Source organism: Schaedlerella sp. (genome assembly GCF_056796775.1).
In genome coordinates, this window is the sequence record NZ_JBQIKP010000023.1 from 33758 (window position 1) to 45732 (window position 11975).

Genomic DNA, 11975 nt, shown 5'->3' on the forward strand with positions numbered 1-11975 from the left:
CTCACGGCCCATGAAATCTGCCGTCTTACGCCAGCTCGATAATCTCGATCTGCGGCAGGAGCCGTTCCATATCCTCTTTTACAAAAAATCCCGTCTCTTCCCGCATGGCTGCTGCTGCGGAAACAGCGCTTGCCTTACGCAATGTCTCTTTGATGCTTAAGCCCTCGCTCAGGCCCAACGCAAACCCGGCAGTCATGGAATCTCCGCAGCCCACCGTATTCACCGCATGGATCCGGGGTACTCTGGCCCGGTATGCGCCCTCATCCGATACCACAACGGCGCCGTCTCCTCCCAGGGATACGGTAACGATCCTAATCCCACGCCCATGAAGCACCTTTGCCGCTTCTATGATCTCTTCCGGATCGGTGCAGTCCTTCCCGGTCAGCATCCGGATCTCATCCAGGTTGGGCTTGATCATGGTCGGGGCAGCCTTAATCCCCTGCTCCAGCAGCTTCCCGCTGGTATCCAGGATCACCGGCTTTCCCGCTTCCCTGACAAGCTTTACCATCCGCTGATAGGCTGTGCCGTCCAGCCCTTTGGGTACGCTTCCGGATATGGTCACCACATCCGCGTCTGCCGCCAGTCCCTGAAAATGCTCCAGGAACCGTTCAAAATCCGCCTCAGTCACGGTAAATCCCGGTTCCAGAAATTCCGTCTGGAGCTGGTTCTTTTCGTCCCAGATATTGATGCAGGAACGGCTCTCGGCTTCCATATGGTAAAACGCGCTCTTGATCCCAAAGGGCTCCAGCGCATCTTCAATATAATGCCCTGCGTGGCCGCCGACAAATCCGGTGGCCGTCACCTCCGCCCCATAGATGGCTGCAGGCTTGGACACATTCAGCCCCTTGCCGCCCGGCGTATAGACGCATTCCTTCACCCGGTTCACCTCTCCCGTCCGGACCTCCTCTACCACATACCGTTTGTCGATGGCCGCATTCAATGTCACTGTCAGAATCATCTCAAGCCTTCCTCCTAATTACACAGCAGCACCTTGCCCTTTACGAGGCCCGGTGTCTTGAACATCTGAAACGCTTCCTGTGCCTGGCTCATGGGCATCTTTTTGTAAATGAGCCCTTCATCGAACTTTAACTGCCCGGTTGCAAAATAATGGGCCGTCAGTTCCCATTCCTTTCCCGGGAACGGCGAGCTGTAGGACATCCAGGAACCAGTCAGCTTAAATTCCTTCCGGTTCATATTTTCCCACATCCGCGGGGTAAAGGTCAGGTCCACATGGGGGGTTCCGATAAAGCACACATGAGCCTTATTTGCGGCAAGCTCAAACGCCATGTACATGGTCGGCGCCTGTCCGGCGGTCTCATAGACATAGGCAAATCCTTTCCCTCCGGTTAGCTCCATGGCTTTCTCCAAAAAGCCTTCCTCTGTGGTGTTGATGACCTCGTCCGCTCCCAGCCGCTTCGCCAGCTCCAGCCGTTCCTCGCTGATATCAAAGACTACCACTTTTCTGGATCCGAAGATCTTAGCCCACTGCATGGTAAACAGCCCGATGGTGCCGCCGCCCAGTACTGCCACATGCTGCCCGCCCTGATAATCATTCTGAAGCAGGCCGTGAAGCGCTACTGTGGACGGTTCAAACATGGCTCCCTGCTCATAGGAAATGGACGGATCAAATATGACCGCATTCTGTTCCGGAAGGACCACATAGTCCGCATTGCTCCCCTGCTGACGGGATCCGATAAAGCTGTAATGCTTACAGAGAGAAAAATTCCCGTTCTGGCAGTCATCGCATTTCATGCAGGGAAGCAGAGGCGCGCCAGAAACCCGGTCACCGATCTTTACCTTTGTAACCCCTTCCCCGACTTCCACCACGTCTCCGGAAAACTCATGTCCGAGTACGATCGGATAAAAATGGACTCCATTGTAGAGAACCCTGGGGATATCTGAACCGCAGATCCCGGACGCTTTTACCTTTACCTTCACTTCCCCCGGTCCCGGCGTCGGCTCCTCGTAGTCCAGATACTGTACATCTTCATTTGCACATACTACTGCTGCTTTCATCTTTTCTGACTCCTTTTGTATCTGTTTCATCAGACACCTTATTTTTTATGATACTGTCTTACTGCCTCTCAAAACGGCAGGTTATCTTTTCCTGTATTTCTTCATTATGCCCTTGAGCTGCCCATACAGTTCCAGATAGATCTGGTAGTTCCTCTCATAAACCTCCCGATGCTCCGGGTTTGGCTCATGGCGGCGCTTTTCCTTTACTGTCAGTCCTACGGCTTCCTCAAAACTGCCGTACATGCCTACGCCCACGCCGGCCAGGATCGCCGCGCCCAGTGTGGTGGCCGTATCGGATGAGGGCACCACGATCGGCTTTCCGGTAATATCGGACTTGATCTGGGTCCACAGCAGCGAATTGGCCGAGCCCCCCATGGCCCGCAGCACCTCCGCCTCTGCTCCGGCTTCTCTGGCAATCTCCAGATTGTGGCGCAGAGAATAGGCCACACCCTCCATAGCCGCCCGGATAAAATGTCCCTTGGTTTTTCCGAAGTCCATCCCATAATAGACTCCTTTGGCATCCGGATCCCAGATCGGAGAGCGTTCGCCGGACATATAGGGGAGAAATACCATTCCGTCGCAGCCTGGGCCGACTGCCTCCGCCGCTTCGTTGAACAGCTCCAGCGAGCTTTTGCCGCAGCCCTTTCCCGCTTCCCGCTCGTAAGCGCCGAATTCCCGTTCCAGCCAGCGCATCACACCGCCTCCTCCGGTGGTGCCCCCCTGGAGGAGCCACCTGCCCGGCACCACATGGTAGCCCAAGATCAATCTCGGGTCTGCCTGATAGGTGTCGATACAGATGCTCATTCCGCCCGCCTGGCCGCCCTGTTCCTGGGTCTCTCCCGGGTGGACCACACCTGCTCCTAATGTTCCGCAGGCCGCATCCAGCCCTCCTGCCGCCACAGGGGTTCCTGCCGTCAGTCCGCTTTCTTCCGCCGCCTGATCGGTCACTGTCCCGATGACGGCATGGCTCGGATAAATATCCGGAAGCAGCGTCCTGGGAATCTCCAGCGCCTCGCACAGCTCCTCGTCCCATGCTCCGGTACGCATATCGAAGCAGTGCAGGCCATATCCCTGGGAAATATCCTGGGTCATGCTGCCGGTCAGCTGGAACGCAATATAGCTGTTGGACTGCAGGATCTTATATGTACGGCGGTACACCTCCGGCAAATTCCTCCGGTACCAGAGGATCTTCGCCGTGGTATAAGACGGCTGCAGAGAGTTGCCCGCTGTCCGGAAGATCCGGTCCGCTCCAAGCCTTTCATTATATTCATCACAGATATCCTGTGCCCTGGTATCCATCCAGATGGGTGTCCTGGCCAGCACATTTCCCGCCTGGTCCACCGGAATTGCCGACCAGCTCTGCCCGTCGATTCCAACACCCGCGATCTCCGACAGATCCACTCCGTCTGCCGCCATCCTCTTTATGGCAGTGCACACGGCCCGCCACCAGTCCCGCGGATCCTGCTCCGCCCATCCCGGATGGGGATAGTACACCGGATATTCCTCGCTGGCCGAAGCGATCACCTCTCCGTTCCGGTTAAATACCGCAGCCTTGCAGGCGCTTGTTCCAATATCAATTCCTAACAAATATGGTTTCATCACAGCCCCCTTTCTTCCTTCTGTACACGGCTTTCGGATCCTTCGGCAGCCCGTAACGTATCCGGCCGCCGGCAAACGGATCTTCCTTCCACAAAGCTGGTGGCCAGCCTGACCGTCTCAAACTCCGTCTGCTCTTTTTCCTCCAGCCTTTTCAGCATCAGCTCCGCGGCCCGCCTTCCCAGCTCCTTCGTAGGCTGGGTCACGATACTGAGCTTCGGGATGCATGCCCTGGCAAATTCCATATTGTCAAAGCCGATGACCGACATTTCCTCCGGAATCCGGATTCCCAGTTCATTCAGCTCGATCATCGCCCCCAGCGTCATTTCATAGTTGGAAATGAAGACCGCTGTCATGTCGGGATTTTTCCTGGTAAGCTCCTGGATTCCCCGGCTTCCGCCCCGGATGGTATAGTCCCCCCGGACGACCAGGGATTCGCTGGCAGCAATCCCCGCCTGTTCCAGCGCCCGCACATACCCCCGAAAACGTTCCTCCGCCGTGTAGACCTCCTGTTCCCCAGCGATCATGCCGATCCGCCGGTGCCCCGCGGCGATCAGACGCCGGATCGCGTCCTCCGCGGCGCCCTGGTTATCTACCAGCACGGTATCACAATGGACGCTGCGGATCCTTCGGTCGATCATCACAATGGGCTTACCGGTTTTCATCACATTCTGCAGGCAGGCGCCGCTTTTCCCGGTGGGAATGACGATCATCCCGTCCACCCTGCGGCGTTTCAAAAATTCTACTGCTTCCGCTTCCCGCTTTTCATCGGTACGGCAGTCGCAGATCATGGCCGCATAGCCCTGCCCCCGGAGCACATCCTCCAGCTCTGTAATGATCTCCGCAAAGAAAATGTTATTCAGCTCCGGTATGACGATGCCGATCATCCTCGTCCGGTTGGTTTTTAACCCCCGGGCTACCTCATTGACTTCAAAATTCAGTTTTTCAATGGCCTGCTCAATCTTGACCCGGTTCTTCTCCCGGACATTTCCTCCATTCAGATAGGAAGAAATCGTTGCCAGCCCGAGCCCGGTTTCTTTTGCTATGTCTTTCATCGTTGCCGCCATATCCGCCCCCTGCTTTCACTGCTGTTTCAAAATCGATACTCAAGGGCATCCCGTATGGCCATTCGGCCGTTTCACAAGGCATACCACTCTGCCATTCTTCCTCCGTCCATACCCAAGCCGCATCCCACAATGGACATCATATCAATCTGCCTTTCCGTCGCATCCGCACACCTTCATGCGTTCCATCACCAGCTGCTTCACTGCCTCCATACCGACCACGCCCAGCTTCTTTGGGTCAAAAGTGTCCGGCTTCTCTTCGATCAGCTTCTTGCCCGCAGCAGTGTAAGCCGCCCGCAGTTCGGTCGCAAAATTCACCTTGCAGATTCCCCGGCGCACACAGTCCCGTACTTCGTCGTCGCTCAGCCCGGAAGCCCCGTGCAGCACCAGCGGGATGGAAACCACCTTCCGGATCTCGGATACACGCTCCTTGTCCAGCACCGGCGTTCCCTTGTAAAATCCATGGGCCGTTCCGATGGCAACCGCCAAAGAGGTCACTCCGGTTCTTTCCACAAATTCCTTCGCTTCCATGGGATCCGTGTTGGTATCTGCTTCTGCTTCCAGGTCATCCTCCTTGCCGCCTACCTTGCCGAGCTCGGCCTCGACCGGGATGCCGCAGGCTTTTGCCACATCTGCGACCCTTTTGCTGACTGCGATGTTCCCCTCCAGATCTTCATGAGAACCGTCGATCATCACAGAAGTATATCCTGCCTTAAGCGCCTGTACCGCCAATTCAAAGCTGCTGCCGTGATCCAGGTGAAGGCAGACCGGAACTGCCGCTTTTTTCGCCTCCGCAGCGACGATCGCATAATAGGTCTCCAGCGTCCCGTACTTGATCGTGGACGGCGTTGTCTGCAGCATGACCGGGGCATGAAGCTCCTCCGCGGCAGCAATGACCGCTTTCACCATCTCCATGTTCTCCACATTGAACGCGCCTACGGCATAGCCGCCCTTTTGTGCGTCTGCCAGCATTTTTTCTGATGTTACTAATGGCATCTTGTTCTCCTCCTTTATTAAAACCGAAACGTTTCGGTTTTTTATTAAAATTATCGTACTACATTTCCAGGCAAAAGTCAATAAAAAAGTTCTGATTTCTTTTCTTTTTCTATGCAAAACTTATATTTAAAAGTATTCTTCTGCTGCAATTCTTCCGTTTCCTCCGTGGCTGAATGACAAACCGCCGCAGTATGCATCTCTCCTCTGCATGCCGCGGCGGCTGTTAAAACCACTCGTAATATTCAACTTTATCGCTGCAAACGACAGTTTATTGGCTGGCCAGTGAACTGTAATGACAGCGACTCTTTTTTACAGGATCCCAAACTCCAGCATCGCCTTTTTCAGCACTTCCTTATGCTGCGGCTCGAGCTCGGTCAATGGTCCTCTCAACGGTCCGCATTCCTTCCCCATCAGGTTCATTGCCGCCTTCACCGGGATCGGATTCACCTCACAGAACAGGGCGTCACAGAGCGGAAGCGCATCCAGCTGCATCTTACAGCTTCCCTGGATATCACCTTCAAAGAACTTATAGACCATATCATGTACGTACTTCGGCGCCACATTCGACAACACAGAGATCACTCCCAGACCTCCCAGAGACAGCAGCGGAACGATCTGGTCATCGTTGCCGGAATAGAGGTCAATCTTCCCGTCGCACAGGTGCATGATCTTCGCCACATTGCCGATATTGCCGGATGCCTCCTTGATCCCCGCGATGTATTCCACATTTTTTACCAGATGGGCCACAGTCTCCGGCTGGATCGCACATCCGGTACGGCTGGGTACATTATAAAGGATGGCCGGGATCTTTGCCTCATTGGCGATCCTTGTATAGTGGGCGATCAGTCCGTTCTGCGTCGCCTTATTGTAATACGGCGTCACAAGGAGCAGTCCCTCCGCCCCTGCCGCTGCCGCCTCTTTGGAGAGCTGCACTGCCGTAGCGGTACTGTTGGAACCAGTCCCCGCAATAACCGGGATCCGGTGGTTCACGCGCTCAATTGCAAACTTGATCACGTCCATGTGCTCCTGCTCGCTTAAAGTCGCGGACTCTCCTGTCGTTCCGCAGATAATGATAGAATCTGTCTCCCCGGCAATCTGCTCCTCCAGGATCTCATCCAGCTTATCATAGTTCACTTCCAGATTTTCCTTCATTGGTGTAATGATCGCAACACCTGCGCCCTTAAAAATTGCCACTGCTTTTTCCTCCTGCTCTTTTTTGACGAAAAAAGAAACGGCAAGATGCGCCGTCCCCTAAAATATACATCCATGTATATCAGATAGCACTCCATCCTGCGATGACAGTCATGCCGTTATTCACGCCATGCCCAAGCAATATGACCTCAGGAATCATATCCTTTCGGCATCTTTTCCTTTCCGCTGCCTTCCCCTGCCCTGCACATCCGGCAATGTACTGATAAAAAATGCGACCTCTATCTCGTTTCCATTTCTATTTTATTTAGAATAACACCGATACCCGTTCTTGTCAACGAAATTATTCCAATTTCTCAGTTTCATCCGCTTCCTTCTTCACGGTTTCGCTGCCGTCCTGTCCCAGCTTTTCCTGCGAGATCATAGTCTGGTCCAAAGCACGCAGGTCCTCCTCCGGAATTTCGTAAGTACCTTCCTCTGTCCTGTTGATATGTACCGCAATCTTTTTGGGCTTACCGTAGGACAATCCGGAGTCCAATGCTTCTGTCAGAACCTCATAGTAGGTCTGGTATACATGGTCCTGAATCTCATCATCCGAGGGCATTTCTCTTCCGTCCATCACACCGTTGGAAATCTCCGCCGCATACTCCTCGGCCTTCTTTTGGAATTCATCATAGGTACTGTCAAACAGCAGGATCGGTTCCACCGAGATATCGATCGTATACCCGTTCTCTTCTGTTTCCGCTGCCTCTCCTACCGTATATTTTACCTGCTTTATGGTCTTTTCAAATAAGGTTCTGTAGCTTTCCTCCAGTTCTTCCGACAGGTCTGCCGTATGAAATTCATGCATCGTGGCATCCAGATTATTCTGAAAGATCTCATTGGCCTCCTCCTCTGTCGCGCCTGTCAGCTCCATATAATCCTCTGTCTCATTTTTATAAGAAACATCCAGAATTGCCTGCATATAGGCGCATGCGTCGAATGCAGTACAGCCGCCCAGAAGAACTGTCATCACAGTCACCAGGGCAGCTGCCTGCATCCAGTTTTTTTTCAGTCTGCTCATAAGCCTGTCCTCCTTTTTCATGATTCAAGTGTGTTACAGTCTAGCACATTGTAATCGTGAAAAAAGAAGAAAACCGTCAGGCAGTTTCGACATCCAGGGTGAGTCTATTCCCCGGAAGCCTGTTTGACCTTTTCCCGGATCTCCGGACTGATACCGGAAGAATATACAGGAACAAAAATCCCTTCCTCCTGTCCTACCTCTTCCAGCTTCTTCCCGCACAGCTTCCCGTTCTCATATCGGGAAAGGATCCATTCATAGAGCTTCCCAAAGTCAAATTTGATGGACGCCACCACCGTATCCGGATGTTCCCGGGTAGGATTGCTGGAAAAACCGATCACCTTAGTCCCCTGATCTCTGGCAGCTTCAATGCATCCAAGTCCTGCTTCATTGGAATATACGAATAAGATTTCTGCTCCGCTGCCGATCATCTGTTCCGCCATCTTCCTGGCCAGCCCCTGATCTGTCCAGCTGTTGGTATATGCCCGCAGAAATACTATTTTTTCCATCCCCCGCTCCTCCAGGATTTCACGAACCTTCCCTTCATATACGTCCAGAAGATGCTCCATCCCTTCATTCGGGTATCCCGCAACCATTCCGATCGTTCCGGTTTCCGCAATATTTCCCGTGATCACCGCAGCCATCTCGCTGGCTTCGTACTCCCTCGGCCTGACCGATGCCACATTTTCCTGATCGGCCCGGATACCGTTGATGACGCAGAAAAAGGTGTCCGGATAGCGTTCCGCTGTCGTATTCACCGAATCCGTAAATTGCTCTCCAGACGCCAGGATCAGATCATAGTCTTTCTCCGCGCACTCTACCAGAACCTGTTCAAATTCTGTTTCCTGTACATTTTTTCTGCATTCTATTGTAATCCCGAGCTTCTCCTCGCAATAGGAAATTCCTTCCATATTGGTATCATTCCAGCTCAGGTCGCCGCCCTCTCCCGGAAGCAGCACTACGATCCGGCTGTTTTTCAATTCCCTTCGCGGGCTGTGGTTCTGGAGCGCGCAGCCCCACAGCAGCAGCATGAAGATACCTGCCAGCAGGACCCTGCCATATCGTTTTATACTATGTATCATCCCTGCAAAGGCTTCCGATGGATAAAACGTCCGGCGCCCTTTTCTCCGATAAACTGATTCTCTTTTACCAGTACATTTCCTCTCTGCATGACCAGACGGATCTCTCCCCGCAGCTCCATGCCTTCATAAGAGGTATAGTCAACAGCCCCATGCATCCGGCTGTGTGTCAGCACTCCCGATGCATCCGGATCCAGGATTACAAGGTCTGCGTCTGCCCCCGGCAGGATCGCGCCCTTTTCCGGATACAGTCCATAGATCCTGCATGGCTTTGTACAAAGTGTCTCCACCAGGCGCTGCATGGTGATGCGTCCTTTGGCCACGCCCTCGGAATATAAAAGCATCAGTCTCTCCTCCACTCCCGGAGCCCCGTTCGGGCATGCGGTAAAATCCTCCTTGCCCATCTGCTTTTCTTTTCCATAGTTGAACGGGCAGTGATCCGTGGCAATGACCTGGATCTCTCCGGCCGCAAGCCCATCCCACAGCGCATCGCAGTCTTCCTGTGTACGGAGCGGCGGGGACATGATGAATTTCAGGCCGTCCTCCCTTGTATAGCATTCCTCTGTCAAAAGCAGATACTGCGGACAGGTTTCCACGAAAATATTTTTCTGTCCCAGTCTCCTTGCCTCCCGTACAGCCTCCAGGCTTTCCTTGCAGGAGAGATGCACGATATATACCGGCGCGTCGTCCGCCATCTTGGCCAGCTTCAGAACACGGCCTACCGCTTCCGCTTCCGCCAGGTTCGGACGGCTTTTCGCATGCCAGATCGGGGATGTTTTCCCTTCGCTCTTATGCTTTTGCTTCAGGAATTCCACGACGTCATGATTCTCGCAGTGAAATGCGGTGATCCCGTTGATCTCTTTCATTTTCCGCAGGATCTGCAGAACATCCGCGTCATTGAGTTTAAAGCCGTAGGTCAGATACGCCTTTACACTGGGGATCCCGTCCGCCGCCATAGTTTCCAGCTCTGCCAGGATCTCTGCGTCCACATGCTGCGCTGTCCCGTGAAATCCATAATCGATGACTGCCTTTCCCTCTGCCAGCTTCCGGTACACGTCAAACTGATAATGCAGCGGGATTCCCGCCGGCCCAAAAGCCATATGGTCTACAATGGAGGTCGTTCCTCCGCAGACCGCCGCCACGGTTCCGTCATAAAAATCGTCAACCGCCCTGGAAATCCCCACATCCAGATCCATATGGGTATGTACATCCACGGCCCCCGGGAGTACATAACAGCCGGCCGCGTCGATGACTTCTGCGTCCACGTCTGAAATATCGGTTCCAATACACACGATCTTCTCATCCTCGATCAGGATGTCTGCCTGATAATCCTCCGCTTCTGTAAAGATCCTTCCGTTTTTCACTATTTTCTTCATTTTGCTTTACTTCCTTTCCTTATAAAACAAATACGCTTTTCAAAACATACATTCGAACGCCGAATCATTAAGCAATCTTTTTCACCTTCAGGTAAATGTAGTATGCAAGGCCGGCTCCGATGCTTCCGATCACATATGCATTATCAAACAGTACATGCATGGCCGGAACAAATTTTCCAAGGAGGACCAGGATCATGGATGCGACAAAAATCACAATGATCGCCGTATTCCACCCTTTCTTATAGAAATACTTTCCGCCGTCTTCCCTGTACAGGTCTACCATATCCACCTCTGTCTTATGCTCAAACAGATATGCCACCAGATACAGTCCTGAGATTGGTCCCAGCAATGCTCCCAGAAGCCCGCATACATTGTAGATCAGGTCATAGGCACTTGCCAGAGCATTCCAGGGCTGTGCAAACAGTGCAAGGACCGCCGCGATAATGGCCGCATGCCGATAGGTTATCTTCTTCGCAAACAGGGTCGAGATCACATTTGTCGGCGGCACCAGGTTCGCCGCGACGTTCGTAGTCAATACTGCCATGATAATGAATATGGAGAAGATCACCACGATCAGAGGATTTCCAAATTTTCCTACCAGCACAGCCGGTTCCCAGATTGCTTCGTGGAAGGCAAAGGACGCGCCCGCCGTTCCGCAGATCCCAACAAATGCGATAAATGCCGTCATGATCGGCGCGCCTGCTACCTGTCCGAGCACCTGCGCCTTCTGTGTCTTACAGTTCTTTGTAAAGTCTGCCATGGATAATGCGATCCCGCCGTCAAAAGCAATCATGGAAGACAGTGCCGGGAAGAACAGCTTCCAGAAGTCAGCTCCCTCCTGTCCCTGTATGGACGGCTCGGACATCAGCTTCGCAATGCTCCAGTCAGCTGTAGAGATTCCCCATATGATTACGATAAAGCTCAAAATAATCAGCACCGGCGCCGCGAACTTTTCCAGCTTCTGAACGGCTGAAGAACCGGAGCCTGCAATATAAACGTTCATTGCCCAGAACGCAAGGAAGGATATAAACTGCCCGGTAAAGCCGAACCCGCTCCATGCCGGAATAAAGGTGACCAGGATCGTCTGAATCGCCTGCCCGCCGATCCATGCCTGAACGCCGAACCAGAAACAGCCCAGAATCCCGCGTACCAGAGAAGGCACGATCGTTCCCTTAGCTCCAAAGACCATCTTACAGAGCATGGGATAAGACACTCCATACTTCACTCCAAAGTGCCCCAGGATCACGGCAAATATCATAACCAGGGAATGTCCCAGCACGATGGTCACCAATGCCTGCGCCCATGACATCCCGGACACGATCAGCCCGCTTGCCACCTGATATACCGCAATGGAGACCAGCATCCCGATCCAGAGGTTTCCCATATCCCACGCGGACCAGTGTCTGTCGTCCATATTGTTTGGTTTTGTTACTTCCGTATAATTATTTTTGTACTTTCCGATCTCATCAATACCGGCCTGGGTCAGCTCAACAATGTCACCGGTCTGTTTTTGAAACAAGCTCATCGTTGTCCTCCTTTACACATCTCATCTCCATCTGGTTTCTTTGTTATTCTTCGGCCCAAAGTCTAACTTTTTGATAAGAATATTGTAAATGAGGAGCCCGCAGACCACAATGCA

The 11975-nt window shown here is 53.0% G+C and carries 10 protein-coding genes and 1 riboswitch; all 10 genes read right to left on the bottom strand.

The window, feature by feature from the left end:
* Window positions 1-25 precede the first annotated feature (25 nt).
* The gene (gene pfkB / locus ACTOY7_RS11735; RefSeq protein ID WP_482670868.1) at window positions 26-958 is read right to left on the bottom strand and encodes a 1-phosphofructokinase; all 933 of its coding nucleotides are present in this window, start codon (window positions 956-958) and stop codon (window positions 26-28) included.
* 14 nt (window positions 959-972) lie between these two features.
* Window positions 973-2016, bottom strand: a complete 1044-nt coding sequence (locus tag ACTOY7_RS11740) for a galactitol-1-phosphate 5-dehydrogenase (protein WP_482670869.1) — start codon at window positions 2014-2016, stop codon at window positions 973-975.
* An 81-nt stretch (window positions 2017-2097) separates the two neighbouring features.
* Window positions 2098-3615, bottom strand: a complete 1518-nt coding sequence (gene xylB, locus ACTOY7_RS11745; protein WP_482670870.1) for a xylulokinase — start codon at window positions 3613-3615, stop codon at window positions 2098-2100.
* Window positions 3615-4679 carry a LacI family DNA-binding transcriptional regulator gene (locus tag ACTOY7_RS11750; RefSeq protein WP_482670871.1) on the bottom strand — a complete coding sequence of 355 codons (1065 nt, stop codon included), beginning with the start codon at window positions 4677-4679 and terminating at the stop codon, window positions 3615-3617. The genes xylB and ACTOY7_RS11750 overlap by 1 nt, the downstream gene beginning before the upstream one ends.
* 141 nt (window positions 4680-4820) lie before the next feature.
* Window positions 4821-5672: a class II fructose-bisphosphate aldolase gene (locus tag ACTOY7_RS11755; protein ID WP_300824187.1), complete on the bottom strand. Its 852-nt coding sequence runs from the start codon at window positions 5670-5672 to the stop codon at window positions 4821-4823.
* Window positions 5673-5981: 309 nt separating this feature from the next.
* Window positions 5982-6866 (bottom strand): 4-hydroxy-tetrahydrodipicolinate synthase, encoded by an 885-nt coding sequence (dapA, locus tag ACTOY7_RS11760; RefSeq protein WP_160282958.1) that lies wholly within the window; start codon window positions 6864-6866, stop codon window positions 5982-5984.
* Window positions 6867-6942: 76 nt separating this feature from the next.
* Window positions 6943-7113, bottom strand: a riboswitch (Lysine riboswitch).
* 51 nt (window positions 7114-7164) lie between these two features.
* Window positions 7165-7884 (bottom strand): hypothetical protein, encoded by a 720-nt coding sequence (locus ACTOY7_RS11765; RefSeq protein ID WP_482670872.1) that lies wholly within the window; start codon window positions 7882-7884, stop codon window positions 7165-7167.
* 104 nt (window positions 7885-7988) lie between these two features.
* A complete protein-coding gene (locus tag ACTOY7_RS11770; RefSeq protein ID WP_482670873.1) occupies window positions 7989-8963 on the bottom strand; it encodes a BMP family protein in 975 nt (324 codons plus the stop codon).
* The gene (gene hydA, locus ACTOY7_RS11775) at window positions 8960-10336 is read right to left on the bottom strand and encodes a dihydropyrimidinase (protein ID WP_482670874.1); all 1377 of its coding nucleotides are present in this window, start codon (window positions 10334-10336) and stop codon (window positions 8960-8962) included. The genes ACTOY7_RS11770 and hydA overlap by 4 nt, the downstream gene beginning before the upstream one ends.
* Window positions 10337-10403: 67 nt before the next feature.
* On the bottom strand, window positions 10404-11861 hold the full coding sequence (locus ACTOY7_RS11780) for an NCS1 family nucleobase:cation symporter-1 (protein WP_482670875.1): 1458 nt from the start codon (window positions 11859-11861) through the stop codon (window positions 10404-10406).
* Between the last annotated feature and the right edge of the window lie 114 nt (window positions 11862-11975).

Coding starts and splice junctions, on each gene's coding strand:
- ACTOY7_RS11755 (WP_300824187.1), bottom strand. CDS start 5,672: ATGCCATTAGTAACATCAGAAAAAATGCTGGCAGACGCACAAAAGGGC.
- ACTOY7_RS11770 (WP_482670873.1), bottom strand. CDS start 8,963: ATGATACATAGTATAAAACGATATGGCAGGGTCCTGCTGGCAGGTATC.
- ACTOY7_RS11780 (WP_482670875.1), bottom strand. CDS start 11,861: ATGAGCTTGTTTCAAAAACAGACCGGTGACATTGTTGAGCTGACCCAG.
- ACTOY7_RS11740 (WP_482670869.1), bottom strand. CDS start 2,016: ATGAAAGCAGCAGTAGTATGTGCAAATGAAGATGTACAGTATCTGGAC.
- ACTOY7_RS11750 (WP_482670871.1), bottom strand. CDS start 4,679: ATGGCGGCAACGATGAAAGACATAGCAAAAGAAACCGGGCTCGGGCTG.
- ACTOY7_RS11765 (WP_482670872.1), bottom strand. CDS start 7,884: ATGAGCAGACTGAAAAAAAACTGGATGCAGGCAGCTGCCCTGGTGACT.
- xylB (WP_482670870.1), bottom strand. CDS start 3,615: ATGAAACCATATTTGTTAGGAATTGATATTGGAACAAGCGCCTGCAAG.
- pfkB (WP_482670868.1), bottom strand. CDS start 958: ATGATTCTGACAGTGACATTGAATGCGGCCATCGACAAACGGTATGTG.
- hydA (WP_482670874.1), bottom strand. CDS start 10,336: ATGAAGAAAATAGTGAAAAACGGAAGGATCTTTACAGAAGCGGAGGAT.